A 16,832-nucleotide genomic window follows, 5' to 3' on the forward strand; every position below is an offset into this window, starting at 1 on the left:
AGCCGTCTTGAGATAGCTATCGAGCTTTTTTGTGTCATGTTTTTTAATAGTTATAGGCAGGAATTCAAATTAAAAATGCTTGAAAGGTGTGGGTAAAAATGAAACGAGTGATGAATTCGCTTTCTTTTTCTGCTCGAACATCGTGTGTTTCTTTAAGAAAACTGACCCACTACTTAAATGCCATGATTATGCCCCATTTAGGAATATTTATGGCTTGGGGCTTGTTATCATTCAGTGTTCGTTTGGTTCACTACGACTTGCAACAGGCATTGAAAGAAATTTGCGATGGAATGAGTTGTCTCTTATTGCCTGTCTTAATCAGTTATACTGGCGGTAAAATGGTGGGTGGACAAAAAGGAGCTGTAGCAGGTGCGATTGCTTCTTTAGGAATTATTGTAAATGCGGAGACTCCGCCAATCATTAGTGCAATGATTGTTGGACCGTCGGCAGGAATAAGTTATAAATATGTTGCAAGTTACTGCTGGTTAAAATTTCGATCTGGTTATGAGATGTTAGTAGATAATTTGCTGATAGGAGGAATCGGCAGTCTTTTTTGTGTGGTAGGAATTGTAGGAGTTCAACCATTTGTTACCATTTGTTCGCAACAATTGACTCATTTGGTTCTTTTACTGATCCAAAAAGGATTATTGCCGATAGTCAATTCGATTGTTGAACCGTTGAAAGTTTTGTTTTTTAACAATACATTGAATCATGGCTTTTTAACACCATTAGGAATTGAAATGGCCGAAAGTCATAAAGAATCAATTTTATTTTTATTAGAAGCAAATCCAGGACCAGGTTTAGGCATCTTATTAGCAGGTGCTTTTTTTGGTGAAAAAAGCAAAAAAGCAAGTACGATAGGTGCCATGATGATTCAAGGGATAGGTGGCATTCATGAAGTTTATTTTCCATTTGTTTTAATGAACCCTAAATTGCTGTTTGCTGTTACATTAGGGGGAGCTACCGGAACGTTTACTTTCCAATATTTAGGCGCAGGGTTGCCTGCACCCATTTCTCCTGGTTCATTATTGATGATTTTGTTTCAAACGCCAAGCAATCAATTAGCTGGTGTGAGCTTAGGCATTTTCATCAGTACCGCCATCACTTTTTTATGTGCCGCCTTGTTGTTGATAGGCGATTCAGTAAAGGAAAACAACAAAATGTTTATCAAGAGGAGTCCGGTTATGCAAAACACAGACATTCAACAAATTATTTTTGCCTGCGATTCTGGAATGGGTTCTAGTGCCATGGGGGCAGCGATTTTAAAAAAGCGGTTAGCTGCTGAAAAAATATTGATTGTTGTGGATTATTGTTCCGTTTATAAATTAAAAGATCGTTCCGATCAATTAGTCATTATTCATCAGGAATTGGCGGAACTTGCAAGTCAGACAGCTCCTAAAAGCGAGATATTAGCTGTGACTCATTTTTTAGAAATAGAGGCTTATTTCTTAGCGATTATTAATAGAATCAACAAAAAAACACTTTCGAAAAATGAGAAACCAAAAGAGGAGTTGTCTGCTTCTTTTGGTTCATGGAAAAGGATTGTTTTTTTATATGAAAAGAATAGACGGGGCGCACAAACAATGGGGATAGCGATTTTGAGCCAGTTAGCCAAGGAAAATGGTAGACGTTTTGTCATTCAAAAAGAAGCAGTGGAAAAGCTTGTTGTTAGTAAAGAAGTGCTTTATATTGCTACTCATCAATTATCAAAAGCCTATCAATTGCAAAAGAGTGTATCCAATTTAGTCGTGGTGAATCACTTAGTTATCAATCAAGAATACGAAAAAATAGTGAAGAGTGAAAGGAGAGGACTCTGATGTATTTGTCACCTAGAGAAAAACAATTAATGACAGAACTCATCAATAGTCCAACACCCGTGACGATTAAGCGAATGATGACTTTACTCGAAGTAAGTAAAAGAACGGTCTATCGTGAATTGGAAAATTTAGAAAATTCCTTAAAAGCTGAAAATGCGAGTTTAAGAAGAGTTTCTCGTGGCTCTTTTACTATTGCAGCAGATGAAAAAGTCATGGAAAAATTAAAAAAAGAGTCAAATGAAATCAACAATGAACTGTCCACGACCAAACGGCAGCACGCTATTTTAGTGGAGTTATTATTAACAAAAAAACCGCTTAGCTTAACTCATTTTTTAGAGCGTTATCTCATCAGCAATACGACATTTTATGCAGATATCAAACAAATTGAAGAAAGCATGGCACAACTCCCGTTAAAAATTGATCGCAATCGTGGCTATTTGATTACTGGTCCTGAAAAATACCGTAGATTATTGGTGGCTAATGTTCTTGAATTAGAAATCAATGAATATGAAATTTTTTATATTAACGATATCAGTCAATCATCAAACTATTTTTTTCAATTTATTGATGTTCCTGAGCTTTCTTTGGCACATAAGGTGATTGAAGAGGAGTTAAATCAAGCACAAATCAAGTTAAGTGACCGTAAACTTGAACATCTTGTTTTGGTGCTGGCAATTACAATTTATCGTGTGACAACCAACGATGTTCTTACAAATGAAGTTTACACTGGATTGGTAAATAAAGAATTATTAGTTATCGCCAAACGCATATTTTTAAAAATTGGGAAAGAAACCAAAAAACTTTATCCGATTAACGAAATTGTATTTTTTGCCAGTTTGCTTAATGATTTTTCCCATTCTTTTGATCAACGTTTTTTTGAAGAAACCTTTGACACGAATTTAGCTTATTTAGTCAAACAATTGATTCAAGAAGTCAGTGAAAAAACTAAGATTCCGTTTTATGAAGATGAGACGTTGTATAAAATGCTATTGACGCATTTATCAGGTGTGTTTTCAAGAGCTATTTTACAAGAAAAAAATTTAACTAATCCTATTTTAGAAAAAATTATTATCCAATATGAAGAAATTGCCGAAGCGTTGCAAGTAGCAACGAAAAGAATTTTTCGAGAAAAAAAATTATCGGAGGAAGAGATCGCTTATATGGTTCTTCATTTTGCTAATTCGTTGGAAAAAAATCCTAAAAAGAGCAGAATTCGTGTAGCGGTTTTTTCTCCAAGCGGTCTGGCTTCTACTAGTATGTTGGAAATGCGATTGAAGCACTATTTCCCTTTTCTTGACGAGATTCATTTTTATCGAATTGCAGAATTAAAAAGTTTAACGATCGAAAAAGAATATGACTTGATTTTATCCACCTCTGTTTTACCGGGATATAAAGGGAAATATGTCTTAGTTTCGCCACTGCTATTAAAAGATGAAGTACAACAATTACGCAGGGAGTTTACACAATTAGAAAAGAAGAAACGGATGTCTAAAGATGAGCCGCCGGCTACTAAAAATTTACTCAAAGATACGTATGAACAAACGATCCATACGTTCAATCGCATCCAGCAGCTTTTAAATTCGTTTTTTATTCAAACGATTAAAAACCCTGTCTTTATTTCAGAAACTCTCAAACAATTATTTACTTATTTTCCTGATGAATGGATAAAAAATGAAAAAGAAGTTTATCAGGGATTACTTAATCGTTATAAACAATCTCCTGTGGGTATTCCCAAAACAAATATGGGGCTTTTTCATACTTCTAGTACTGAAGTAGCTGAACCAATTTTTTGTATATTTGATTTGAAACATCCGATAAAAATTGAAAGTATGGATAAAAAAGAGATTTTATTGACAAGAATGTTGATAATGCTTGCGCCGTCTCCTATCGAAGAAGAGACAGGGAAACTCTTAGGAAAAATTAGTAGTGCGATTATCATGAATGATCTCAATATAGAAATATTTCGATCAGGGAATCGAGAAATCATTTATCAATTACTTTCTAAAATTCTAATTGAAGAAGTGCAAAAAGAAAGGAGTGAGTAAATGCTTGTTATTGAAAAAGAAAATATTTGGTTAAATCAATCATTTAAAAATTGGGAAGCTGCATTAAACACGGTTGGTTTGTTTCTTTTAGAAAGAGGATGTATTCGTGAACCTTATATTCAAGCGATGATTGATCGGCAACAGCTAATGAGCGTTTATATAGGAAATTTTGTGGCTTTGCCTCACGCAAAAGCAGGGGATGAATTTATTCTAAAAGAAGGGGTTTTTCTTATTCAAGTGCCCGATGGTGTTAATTTTGGTACAGTTGATGAACCTAAAATTGCAACTCTTTTGTTTATCGTAGTGATGAAAAAACAGCAACAACTAACTGTCTTACAGGAATTATCCTTTCTTTGTGCAGATATTGATCAAGTAATGGCATTAAGCGATGCTCAGACGATAGAAGAAGTAGAAGAACTCATAAAAAGGGCAGAAATCTTCTAATTGTTGTCGAATAATTCGGAAAATTTAATTGAGCTAGTTGTGAGATGAAACAAAGCTGTTAACTAGGTGAAAATTAACGGAAGAAAAATGACTGCATTTCTAACAAGTGTATTGATATAGTTGCTTAAAAAGTACATCAAACAATTAAAACACTGAAAGTAATCTGGAACATTGTAAGAACCAGAGTGCTTTTCAGTGTTTTTTGTTTTGCGTTTATTCAAGCTTTGTCACAATGGTTTGTGCCAAAACACGACTTTTTCTTCTCATGGTAAGCGAATACAATTTAATTGTAGAAAAAACAAGGGGGATGTAAATATGGAACGGACGATTCCAAAAAAGAAAAGCTTGCTAAAAGCAAAAGTACAAAAATTGGGCAGTACTTTATCTAGTATGGTGATGCCTAATATTGGCGCTTTGATTGCGTGGGGGGTGTTAACGGCATTATTTATTCCCGATGGTTATCTTCCAAATGAAAAGTTTGCCACAATGGTGAGCCCAATGCTTACGTATTTGATTCCATTATTAATTGGCTACACTGGTGGGAAAGTAATTGCAGGGGATCGAGGTTCCGTCGTTGGTGCAATTGCTACCATGGGCGTCATCGTTGGAACAGATGTTCCTATGATGTTAGGGGCAATGATTATGGGTCCTTTAGGAGGATTTGCAATCAAGCAATTTGATCGGCTCTTTCAAAAACATATCAAATCAGGGTTTGAAATGCTAGTAAATAATTTTTCAGCTGGCTTAATTGGCTTTGCTTTAGCGCTGTTAGGCTTTTGGGCAATCGGCCCTGCTGTGGATACGCTAACACAAATGATGGCCGCAGGTGTTGAAGTGATTCTTAAAGCTCATTTGATTCCTTTGACGAGTATTTTTATTGAACCAGCCAAAATTTTATTTTTGAATAATGCCATTAATCACGGCATCTTAACACCTCTTGGGACAGAGCAAGTAGCAGAGGCTGGAAAATCAATTCTTTTCTTACTTGAAGCAAATCCCGGACCAGGATTAGGCGTTTTATTAGCATTTACTTTATTTGGAAAAGGCGCAGCAAAATCTTCTGCACCTGGTGCCGTGATTATTCATTTTCTAGGTGGAATTCATGAAATCTATTTTCCTTATGTCATGATGAAACCATTGTTGTTTTTAGCAGTGATTTTTGGAGGAATGAGCGGTAGTTTCATTTTCCAATTGATGAATGCTGGATTGAGAGCGCCTGCTTCACCAGGTTCGATCATTGCTATTTTAGCAATGACGCCAATTTCTACCTATATTCCAGTAATTTTAGGAGTCATTGTTGCAGCAATTGTTTCTTTTGCTATTTCTTCCGTAATTTTAAAAGCAGATGTGAAGGAAGAAGAGGGCGATTTTGAACAATCAGTCAGAGAAACACAAGCAGCTAAACGTAAAGCAAAAGGAGTTCATTTAACCGGTGACCCATCGCTTGCTTCCATAAAAAATATTATTTTTGCTTGTGATGCTGGCATGGGTTCTAGTGCAATGGGTGCTTCGATTTTGAGAAAAAAAGTGAAAGAAGCGGGGCTACCTCAAAAAGTCACCAATCAGGCGATTAGTCAATTATCAGCAGGCTCTGATACGCTGGTTGTGACACAAGTCGAACTACAAGAAAGAGCAAAACAAAAAGCACCAGAAGCTCATTTTGTTGCTGTAGAAAATTTTCTTAACTCTCCTAGATATGATGAAATCATTCAATCGCTACGTCAGGAAAATAAACAGCAGCTTTCAGAAGATAAAAAAAGCACTACAGAAGAACCAACAACTGATTTAACAAGTATTAAGAAAGTCAAAGAAATTGTAATGGTTTACGATACGCATGAAGGTTCTACTACGATGGGAACAGCTGTATTAAAGAATTTGTTAAACAAGAATGATTTAATGATTCCTTTGAAGAAAATAAATATCGATGAGCTAGTCGATCAGGACAGTTTATTGCTTATAACGAACAGTGACTTAGCTAAAAAAGTGCAACAAAAAGCGCCACGAGCCGTCCTTGTTACCCTTCATAATATGGTCAATCCGCAAAAATATGAATCGATTGTGTCTGCTTTAAAAAAACCGGCTTAAGGGGGAAGAAAAATGTTGAAATTGACGACTGACATGGTTGCACTCAATCAGTCATTTAAGAATAAAGAAGAAGCCATTCGTTATTGCGGAAAAAAATTAGTATCAGCAGGCTGTGTGGAAGAGGCTTATATTGAAGCGATGATTGAAAGAGACCGTATGCTTTCTGTTTATATGGGAAATTTTATCGCAATTCCTCATGGAACAGATGAAGCAAAAAAATATGTGAAAAAATCAGGCATTTGTGTTGTTCAAGTTCCCAGTGGAGTTAATTTTGGTACAGAAACGGAAGAAAAAATTGCCACGGTCTTATTTGGTATTGCAGGCATCGGTGATGAACATTTACAACTCGTTCAACAAATTGCATTGTATTGCAGCGATATGGATAATGTCGTTCAGCTTGCAGATGCAACAAGTAAAGAAGAAGTAGTAAAGAGTCTAGCAATTGTTTAAGGAGAGAAGAAAAATGAAAGCCGTACATTTTGGAGCAGGAAATATTGGTCGGGGATTTATTGGAGAAGTTTTAGCAGAAAATGAGTTTGCACTCACATTTATTGATGTCAATGATCAACTGATCAGTGAATTAAATGATAAAAAAAGTTATACGATTGAATTAGAAGACGACAACAAAAAACAAATTCTTGTAGAAAACGTATGTGGAATCAACAGTCAAAAGAATCCAGAACAAGTGGTTCAAGCGATTGCTAAAGCAGATATTGTCACTACAGCTATTGGTCCCAAAATTTTACCATTTATTGCAAATCTCATTGCAGATGGGATACAACTTAGAGAAAAAGTGGGAAACAAAAACTTTTTAGATATTATTGCTTGTGAAAATATGATTGATGGTTCTTCATTTTTAGAAAAAGAAGTTCGTAAATATCTTAAGAGTACAGATTTTCTTGAAAGTTATATTGGGTTTCCAAATGCAGCGGTTGATCGAATTGTTCCACAACAAACACATGTGGATCCATTGTTTGTGCAAGTAGAGCCATTTAAAGAATGGGTGATTGAAGAACCAAAAAGAAAGAATAAAAAAATTAACTTAAAAGGTGTATTATACGTTGAAGACTTGGAACCTTATATTGAACGAAAATTATTTAGCGTGAACACCGGTCATGCCACTGTTGCTTACACTGGTGCGCTGTTGGGGTATCAAACGATTGATGAAGCAATGCAAGATTCATTAGTAGTTGCTCAGTTAAAGGCAGTCTTACATGAGACAGGGAGTTTATTAGTGACAAAATGGGGATTTGACACGAAGAAACACGAAATATATATCGAAAAAATCATTCAGCGCTTCCAAAATAAACATATTTCTGATGCTATTTCACGGGTAGCGCGTACGCCGTTAAGAAAATTGGGGTATCAAGAACGATTTACTCGTCCCGTGAGAGAATTGCAAAAATACCATTTAGAATATTATCATTTAATTGCAACGATGGGGATTATTTTTAATTATTATGATCCAAATGATGAAGAAAGCTGTCAATTACAAGAAATGAGAACAAAAGAAAACTTCAAACAATTAATCCAAAAAGTTACTGGCATAAAAGATCCAGTGCTTATTGAGGATATCAAAAATAACGTGGTAAGGTACGAAAAAAACGTCGCTTAATAAGACGTTGCGTACATGAAAGGCAAAAAGAAGGGTGTTGAGTTTTTATCTAAAAATAGGTTAGAATATTAGACCTTTTAAAAAGAATAAGACTGGTTTTGATACATAAGATCAAAATCAGTCTTATTCTTTCTATGGCGAGAACCTTTTTTCTCTATGCACTTTCTTAATTTTTTTGAAGTACACTCATTAGTGCAAAGACCAACCTTTGCTTGTTTTTTTTTATGTAAATAAAAATGTTGAAACGCAAAATAAAATTGGACTTATTGATGTTAGTTTCTTGTTTGTTTAGTTTTTCCTTTTAATTAAATGGACAAAAGCTTTTACGTATCCAGAAATAACCAATGAAACCATCATTATTTATTATCCTATAAAATAACTAAAATTATTTAACTGTTTTTTATGATTTATCTGTTGCTTTTTATATGAATTAACATAGTTTTTTTAAATAAAATGTTATTATATGGATATTTAAATATAACATATATTTTTGAGAGAATATGAATATTTAAAAAGTGGTTAGTTCAGGGATGTTTTACAGTTTTAATGTATTATACTGATGCTATTGTTGTTCCTGTCTCAGAGATAATTTTATTATAAATAATGGAAATGTAGAATTAAGTCTTGTTAACGTTTATAACATGAAACAAAAATCCCCTAAAAATCAAAAAAGTAATTGCTATTTATACAGGGTTGAATAGCTTTTTACAATTAATTGAGCATTACACTGGTTCCTTGGGAAATGTTATTTACAATGCTTGTAGAAAAATTGGAAGACCTTCAGGAATAGCTCATTTTGTAACAAAGACAATTATGCTCTTTATTTAAGAGATGAATTTCATGAAACGATATTTAAGAAGGCTATTGGAAATCTTTTTTAGTAGTGGGGATTTGAAATGGCTGTCTTTTTTTACTACTACTGAGGCAGTGGAAAAAAGAACGCATCATTTAATTATGGATATATTAATGATAATCATTAGTTTAATTCTAATTGGTGAAAATTTAAAGAAGAAAGTTAAATAATTGTTTTAAGAATATGTTTTTTTACTATTTTTGAAAAATAGGTTCTACTCGATAAAGATTTCGAATATTTTATAATTAGAAAGTCTTTTTCAAAAAAATAAGGCTGATTTTCACCTTACGTATCAAAATCAGTCTTATTATTTCTATAAATGTTCTATTTTAAATTTTGAAAAAGCAAACAAATGGCACATTATTCTAACAGGAATCGCCACATTTTGAATTGCTTTACTTTATAGAATACCTAAAATAAAAAGATAGATTTAAGAAATTTTTGGTTGTTTGTAGTATAATCGCAAGAGAACATTTAAAGGTAAGAGAAGAGGAAGTTATGTTGAAATCAAAAACGTATGCCGTTGTTGATATTGAAACAACTGGAACAAATCCAAAAGAGGATCGGATTATCCAATTTGGGTGTGTCATGATTGAAGCTGGTCGAATTATTTCTCGTTTTTCAATGGATATTAATCCAGGACGAAAGATTTCTAAGAAAATCCAGCATTTGACAGGAATTTCCAATCATCGTGTCCAACAGGCACCTTATTTTGAAGATGTTGCTGCAACCATCTATAATCTTTTAGCAGATACAATTTTTGTTGCGCACAATATCTATTTTGATTACAAGTTTCTTAATCAGGAATTGTTGCGTTGTCAAATGCCAGCATTAACCATTCCGGGCATTGATACTGTAGAGTTGGCTCAAATTTTTTTGCCAAGCGAACCAAGTTTTCGATTGACTGATCTATCCGAAAGTTTAGGCTTTATCCATGAAAATCCTCATCAAGCCGACAGTGATGCGGAAGTAACCGCTCAACTTCTTTTACTAATTGAAGAACGAATGAAGAATTTACCGTTAATCACCTTAGAAACGATTTTTACTTTAAGTGGACAAATGGGAATGGATACTGGCCGATTTATTCAAACAGTGATCGAAGAAATGAAAGAGCATCCTAAGGCTTTAAGTAAAGAAATTGAAATTGTTGATGGCTTGGCTTTACAAAAAAAACAAGTGGCTCTTTATACAAGTGTTCATTATAAAGAGCCGGTTTATCCGAGGAAAAAACAAGCAAAAGAAAAGATTTTTGGAAAAACATTGGTGTATCGTAAAGAACAAAATCGTTTGATGAATGCGGTATATGATCATTTTACAAAAAATGTGGCAAAAGATTTAATGATCGAAGCTGCAACAGGAATGGGAAAAACAATTGGTTACTTGCTTCCACTAAGTTATTTAGCGACTCCTGAAAAGCCAGCCATTATCAGTACAGTTTCTTTAGTACTTCAACAACAGATTATGGAAAAAGATATTCCGTTGTTAAATCAGTTACTTGATCAACCAATTCAAGCAACAATCATCAAAAGTTATCGCCATTATATTGATTTACAGAGGTTTAAAGCTACTCTTGAAACGCCAAAAGAACAAAAACAGTATTTGCTGTATCAAATGGCTGTACTTGTCTGGTTAACTCAAACAAAAACGGGTGATTTAGATGAATTACATTTGACGAATTTGAACCATCCTTTTTTCTCTGAAATTGCACATCAAGGACCAGCTTTTTTAGCTAAAAATCAACCGTTTTATGAACAAGATTTTGTACTTTTTTTAGAGAAAAAGATAAAGCAAAGTAATTTTTTGATTGTCAACCATGCTTTTTTAGTTCAAGAGACGCAAAGAAAAAGACCCTTACTTCCGAAAAGTCCGTATTTGTTGATTGATGAAGCCCATCATTTGCCCGAAATTGCAGAAAAAGTTAACGACCAACGCTTAAGTATTTTTACATTTTATAAACAAATTCAACAGTTTGAAGAATCTGGGAATTTATTTGATCGAATCAAGAAATATTTACCAAAAAATCATGAAGTGGGCCGTTGGTTGACTATTTATCAAGAGGAGCTGCGTGCACTTTGTGAAGCACAAATCATTTTAGTAGAAGGCTTAAACCAGTTTGCCGTAAAGCAAAAAGTGCAAGACTACCCAGAAGAAGTAATGATCACTCAAGAAAAACTGGACCAACTTTCTTTAGAAGCAAGTAGAGCGATTGATCATCTTCATTTGTTTTATCGTGAGATTTTGCAGTTACAAACGCAAATGCGCTTAAGTTTAGAAGTCATCCAAGAAAGTTGGACGAAACAGATGAGGATTGATTTAGCCGCTTTTTATCAATTTTTTGCACAGATGCAAAAGCAAGCAGATTTTATGGAGAAATGGCTGGAAGATTGGCGTGAAAACTTAATTCATTGGTTTGTACCTAACAAAGTGCCTCAACAGACGATGATTCATCTTCATGATTTTCATGCAGCTTTATTGAAAACAACAATCTGGTATGCTCGTTACACGCATATATTATATATTGGTGGGACACTCAAAGTAGGTTCAAATCGCCAATATTTAGCTAAACGTTTAGGAATTGAAGGCACGTCGTTGAAGGTGATTGCTTCACCTTATGACTATGAAAAACAAGCTAGAATCTACGTGCCAAAGGAAGCACCTGAAGTGAGTCAAGTCACTACTGCGCAATATGTCGAGTATTTATCTCAGACGTTGACACAGCTAATTTTACAAGAAAAGCGTCCAATATTAGTCTTATTTACCTCGCATGATATTTTACAAAAAGTCTATCAGACAGTTCACTTGCCTTTGTTGGAACAAGGAAGGGAACTTTTAGCACAAGGAATTGGCGGAAGTCGTCAAAAATTATTGAAACGATTTACATTATCTGAAATGAGCGTGCTATTTGGTGCAGATAGTTTTTGGGAAGGCGTAGACTTGCCGGGTGACGCTTTGCAAATTGTAATTGTTACACGACTGCCATTTGATAATCCTTTACGTCCAATGGTAAAAGCAAGAAATGCTTATCTTGAGTCAGAAGGCATCAATCCATTTTATCAAGAAGCTTTACCAAAAGCTGCTTTAAAACTGCGGCAAGCCTTAGGACGTTTGATTCGTTCCGAGGAAGATAAAGGTATTTTATTAATTTTAGACCGGCGTTTTCTTTCAGCCAAATATAGTACGCGAATCATTCAGGCGCTGCCTAAAAAGTTAACAATCAAGGAAGAACCAATAACTGATATTTGCCAGAAAATTCATGTTTTTTTAAAGAAAAGTGAAGAATAGACTTTTATTGACAATTTTTTTTCATGTAAAAAATCTGTTATAATGAACTTTAGTTAATATAAAAGGAGCGACGATCCTTGAAACAAACATCAGAAAAAGAGCAAGAAACAGTGAAAGAAAAAGTAATTAATCGTGTATTGCTTGGGCTGATCATTACTTTATTAGCGATTATTGTGTTTAGTTCGATTTTTTATTTGCGTTCTAGCCGTCCAAGAATGCAAGCAAAAAAAGAAGCGATTGAAATAGCTAAAAAATATGCAGATCTTAAAAAAGTAGAGCACTTTTATTGGTTTACACGTAAAAACACGTACTTTTCTTTAACGGGTGAAAATGAAAAGGGGCAAGCTATTGCGGTCATCATTCCTAAATCGGGAGAAAGGGTAAAAGTTTTAGATCAAAAAAGTGGCTTAACAGAACAAGAAGCAAAACAAAAAATCATGGAGACCCATCCAGAAATTCAAATCGAAAAGATCGCTCTTGGCATGTATGAGAATCAAGCCGTCTGGGAAGTTGTAGGGAAAGATTCAAATGAGCAACTAAATTACTATCTTCTTTCTTTTGAAACAGGAAAAGAAGTAAAAACAATCACTGGAATCTAGTTTGCAAAGGAGGAAATAAAGATGGAGCTTTCAGAAAGAATACAACACTTAAAACCTTCTGTAACGCTTGCAGCAGCAGCAAAGGCTAATGCATTAAAAACACAAGGAAAAGACATCTTAAATTTAACGATCGGCGAACCAGATTTTGCAACACCGGAAAATATCCAAGAAGCAGCGATTCGTGCAATCAAAAGTGGAAAAGCAAGTTACTATACGCCAAGTGCTGGCATTCCGGAATTACGTCAAGCAATCGTTGATTATACTAAGAAAAATTATGGGATTCAGTATGAAGCTTCTCAAGCGATTGTAACGGATGGCGCAAAATTTGCACTTTATGTTCTTTTTCAAACGATTTTAAATCCTAAAGATGAAGTAATCATCCCTGTTCCTTATTGGGTCAGTTATGGCGAGCAAGTAAAACTAGCTCAAGGGCGGCCTGTTTTTGTGAGAGGAAAAGAAAAAAACGCATTTAAAGTGACAGTCTCTCAATTAGAGGAAGTACGTTCGACTAAAACTAAGGCGTTAATCATTAATTCTCCTTCTAACCCTACAGGTATGATCTATGATAAAAAAGAGTTACAAGCTATTGGCGAATGGGCGGTAAAAAATGATGTTTTAATAGTTGCAGATGATATTTATGGACGCTTAGTTTATAATGACAATGAGTTTACTCCCATGGCAGCAATTTCTGAAGCGATTCGCAAACAAACGATCATCATCAATGGTATTTCAAAAACGTATGCGATGACAGGTTGGCGGATCGGTTATGCTTTAGGAAGCCAAGAAATTATCAATGGTATGATTTCAATTGCTTCACAGTCAACAAGCAATCCAACTGCTGTGAGCCAATATGCAGCAATTGAAGCTTTAACTGGCACCCAAGAGGCGGTCGAAGAAATGCGCAATGCGTTTGCCGAACGTCTAAATCTTTTATATCCACTTGTTTCAAGCTTACCGGGAGTGACATTGAATAAACCGCAAGGGGCTTTTTACCTGTTCCCAAATGTAAAAGAAACGCTGTTGATGTGCGGTTACGAGAATGTAACTAAATGGGCAGAGGATCTTTTAGAAGAAACAGGTGTAGCTGTGGTAACTGGTGAAGGATTTGGTGCACCAGAAAATATTCGGCTAAGTTATGCAACGAATCTTGGAACGTTAGAAGAAGCTATACGCAAGATGGCATATTTTATTGAGAGTAAAAGTCAAAATTAATCCTAATTATTAAGGTAAAACAAAGGAGAATTATACGTGGAAACAATTCAAATTATCGATTCGAAAAAGCATGTGGGAGAAACAGTGAAAATTGGCGCTTGGGTCGCAAATAAACGATCAAGTGGGAAAATTGCTTTTCTTCAATTAAGAGATGGCACAGCTTATTTTCAGGGAGTAGTTGTCAAAAATGAAGTACCAGAAGAAGTATTTCAGCTGGCTAAAAATCTCCATCAAGAAACATCTATTATTTTAACGGGAGAAATTCGTGAAGATAGCCGTTCAAAATTTGGCTATGAGATTGGCATCAAAACAATTGAAGTAGTCAGTGAAAGTCGTGATTATCCTATTACGCCAAAAGAACATGGGACAGACTTTTTAATGGATCATCGTCATTTATGGCTGCGTTCTTCCAAACAGCATGCGATCATGCAAATTAGAAATGAAATCATTCGAGCAACCTATGAATTCTTTAATCATCATCATTTTGTTAAAATCGATCCACCTATTTTAACCGGTTCTGCACCGGAAGGAACAACCGATTTATTTGAAACAAATTATTTTGATCAAAAAGCGTATTTATCTCAAAGTGGACAGTTATACATGGAAGCTGCAGCGATGGCTTTTGGGAAAGTTTTTTCTTTTGGTCCGACATTTCGAGCGGAAAAATCAAAAACGCGTCGTCATTTGATTGAATTTTGGATGATCGAACCTGAAATGGCATTTACCCATCAAGAAGAAAGTTTGAAAGTGCAAGAACAATACGTGGCTTTCTTAGTGCAAAATGTACTAGATCATTGCGGCTACGCATTAGATGTTTTAGGACGAGACAAAGAGGTATTAAAAAAATATACGAAGTTACCGTTTCCACGTATTTCTTATGATGAAGCCATTGCATTGTTGAAGAAAAATGGATTTGATGATATTGAGTGGGGGGATGACTTTGGGTCCCCACACGAAACATTTATTGCGAATTCATTTGAACAACCTGTCTTTATTTTAAATTATCCAAAAGCAATTAAACCTTTTTATATGAAGCCACATCCTACACGTGAAGAGGTGGTCATTTGTGCAGATATGATTGCACCAGAAGGATATGGAGAAATCATTGGCGGAAGTGAACGAGCGACGGATTATGATTTCTTATTAGAGCAAATTCAAAATCACGGATTAGATGAAAAAGAGTATTCTTGGTACCTTGATTTGCGTAAATACGGTTCAGTGCCTCATTCTGGCTTTGGACTGGGATTGGAACGAACAGTCACTTGGATTGCCGGAATTGATCACGTCCGTGAAGCCATTCCATTTCCACGTTTATTAAATCGTATTTATCCATAAGATTAAAAACGTGCGTTGGCGTTACATTCAAAAGAAAAAAGACTCATAGCAGCTGTAGAGTCTCCAAAAATAAAGGAAGCTTTTTAGTTTCACTTTGTTGAATCACGGAGTCTATACTTGCTATGAGTTTTTTACTTATATTTTTGGAAGCGGTTTTTTCAACACTTCCAGCATTGATTTGAATGGAGAGTGTTGAAACAATTGATTTAAATCATGAATTTCACATTCAGAAGGATAGGCATCTAAAAGGATACTGTTCGTTGATCGATAAGCCGACATATTCGTGATACAGTAATCAAATGATAAGAACAACTGATGAGGTGATGTACAATCAGAAAAGTCAAGCACCTCAAACGTTAATGACTCTTGAAATAAATTTTTGAGGAGCGAGACCAGTAGAGAATTATGTGCTTTGCTATAAGTAAAAAGAAGTCCCACCTTTTTCACTTGTTGCTTGTTGATGATTAAATTGGTTAAATAAGTGTCATGAATAAGTAATAAGTAGAGCAATTCGTAAAATAAAGAATCATCATTTATCGCATTTCTGAAAGTAATCAACTCGTTTAGCAAGGATTGAGAAATATGTAAAGAAAAATTTCCATTGTGTTTAAAAAATTCAAATATAAATCGTTTTTTTTCATGATTTATCAAATAACTGATGCCTTCATAGCGTGCAAGTTTTGTATGAATCATAGGAGGAATCGTAAATTTTTTTGATTGACCAAATAATTCATAAAGATGAGTGATTAAAGTAATTAATGCCTCTTTTTTTTGTTTCATTTTCGATGGAAGAATTGGATTTTTGAACGCTAAATAGCATTCTGTAAGTTTTTTTTGTATTTCATCAGAGTACGGAAGTTGAAACACTTCTTTAAACTGTGAATGATCAATGACAATCGAGTGTTTGTTAAACATAACGATTTTTTTGGTGTTTTTTATTTTTGGAAAATGAGCACTAAGCTTGATAATAACCCAAACACATTTTTTTAATTTCTGCTGCTGTTGTAAAACAGAAAAATTTGGAATGTCAGCAAATCCTTGTAAAATTTGTTCAATTAATTCTTGTTCTTTAGGAAGCATATATTCATTAAAAGAATAAAATTTTTCCGATAAGAACACTTCAAAGAATTGACATAATTTATTGAAATTTCCAGTAAAACAAAAAGGAGAATCTGTGATGGAGAAACCATAATAACCTAAACCAGTAACTAACTGTTTTTTGATGTTTTGAAATTTTGTTTTACTGAGATTAAAAGTTTGTACAATCTCTGATGTTGTTGTAAAAGGATGAAGAAAAATAAAATAAAGCAATTGCAAGTGAAGTGAATGCTGATAAAAGTAATCATAGACTGTGCTGTAATTGAGATGATTATTTTTTTGTAAATACCATGTATTTTTTCGTTTGGTGGTCTGAAAAAAACTAGTTGCTTTTCTAACTCTTCGATTTGCTTCACAATTGTTTGTTTTGAAGTCCCTGTTTTTTCCTCTAATTGTTGAAGAGTGACTGATTTCATTTCTAAAAAAGTCTCTAAAATAATCAATTAT

10 protein-coding genes and 2 pseudogenes are annotated in these 16,832 nt (G+C 34.4%); 10 read left to right on the forward strand and 2 right to left on the reverse strand.

Annotated elements, in window-relative coordinates; translation table 11 throughout:
- Window positions 1-98: 98 nt before the first annotated feature.
- From RV14_RS04120 to asnS, 10 genes are all read left to right on the forward strand, one after another.
- Complete coding sequence (locus tag RV14_RS04120) at window positions 99-1,817, forward strand: PTS sugar transporter subunit IIBC family protein (RefSeq protein WP_071855038.1); 1,719 nt, start codon at window positions 99-101, stop codon at window positions 1,815-1,817.
- The gene (locus RV14_RS04125; protein ID WP_071855039.1) at window positions 1,817-3,862 is read left to right on the forward strand and encodes a BglG family transcription antiterminator; all 2,046 of its coding nucleotides are present in this window, start codon (window positions 1,817-1,819) and stop codon (window positions 3,860-3,862) included. The genes RV14_RS04120 and RV14_RS04125 overlap by 1 nt, the downstream gene beginning before the upstream one ends.
- Window positions 3,863-4,306 (forward strand): PTS mannitol transporter subunit IIA, encoded by a 444-nt coding sequence (locus RV14_RS04130; RefSeq protein WP_071855040.1) that lies wholly within the window; start codon window positions 3,863-3,865, stop codon window positions 4,304-4,306.
- Between the two features lie 315 nt (window positions 4,307-4,621).
- Window positions 4,622-6,391, forward strand: coding sequence for a PTS mannitol transporter subunit IIBC (locus tag RV14_RS04135; RefSeq protein WP_071855041.1), 1,770 nt, complete (start codon window positions 4,622-4,624; stop codon window positions 6,389-6,391).
- A gap of 12 nt (window positions 6,392-6,403) precedes the next feature.
- Window positions 6,404-6,841 (forward strand): PTS mannitol transporter subunit IIA, encoded by a 438-nt coding sequence (locus RV14_RS04140; RefSeq protein WP_071855042.1) that lies wholly within the window; start codon window positions 6,404-6,406, stop codon window positions 6,839-6,841.
- 13 nt (window positions 6,842-6,854) lie between these two features.
- Complete coding sequence (locus RV14_RS04145) at window positions 6,855-8,006, forward strand: mannitol-1-phosphate 5-dehydrogenase (protein ID WP_071855043.1); 1,152 nt, start codon at window positions 6,855-6,857, stop codon at window positions 8,004-8,006.
- A gap of 1,354 nt (window positions 8,007-9,360) precedes the next feature.
- Entirely contained in the window at window positions 9,361-12,141 is a 2,781-nt protein-coding gene (locus tag RV14_RS04155; RefSeq protein ID WP_174544632.1) for a helicase C-terminal domain-containing protein, read from the forward strand.
- A 77-nt stretch (window positions 12,142-12,218) separates the two neighbouring features.
- The gene (locus tag RV14_RS04160) at window positions 12,219-12,740 is read left to right on the forward strand and encodes a cell wall elongation regulator TseB-like domain-containing protein (RefSeq protein WP_071855046.1); all 522 of its coding nucleotides are present in this window, start codon (window positions 12,219-12,221) and stop codon (window positions 12,738-12,740) included.
- A 21-nt stretch (window positions 12,741-12,761) separates the two neighbouring features.
- The gene (locus tag RV14_RS04165; protein ID WP_071855047.1) at window positions 12,762-13,952 is read left to right on the forward strand and encodes a pyridoxal phosphate-dependent aminotransferase; all 1,191 of its coding nucleotides are present in this window, start codon (window positions 12,762-12,764) and stop codon (window positions 13,950-13,952) included.
- A 36-nt stretch (window positions 13,953-13,988) separates the two neighbouring features.
- The gene (asnS, locus tag RV14_RS04170; RefSeq protein ID WP_071855048.1) at window positions 13,989-15,287 is read left to right on the forward strand and encodes an asparagine--tRNA ligase; all 1,299 of its coding nucleotides are present in this window, start codon (window positions 13,989-13,991) and stop codon (window positions 15,285-15,287) included.
- Between the two features lie 135 nt (window positions 15,288-15,422).
- Here the strand turns inward: asnS and RV14_RS04175 are convergent.
- Window positions 15,423-16,634 (reverse strand): annotated as a pseudogene (locus RV14_RS04175) (helix-turn-helix domain-containing protein); the annotation flags it as partial.
- Window positions 16,635-16,717: 83 nt separating this feature from the next.
- Window positions 16,718-16,828 (reverse strand): annotated as a pseudogene (locus RV14_RS12855) (HTH domain-containing protein); the annotation flags it as partial.
- Window positions 16,829-16,832: the final 4 nt, after the last annotated feature.

The organism is Enterococcus ratti (genome assembly GCF_001886195.1).
Lineage (GTDB): Bacteria > Bacillota > Bacilli > Lactobacillales > Enterococcaceae > Enterococcus_B > Enterococcus_B ratti.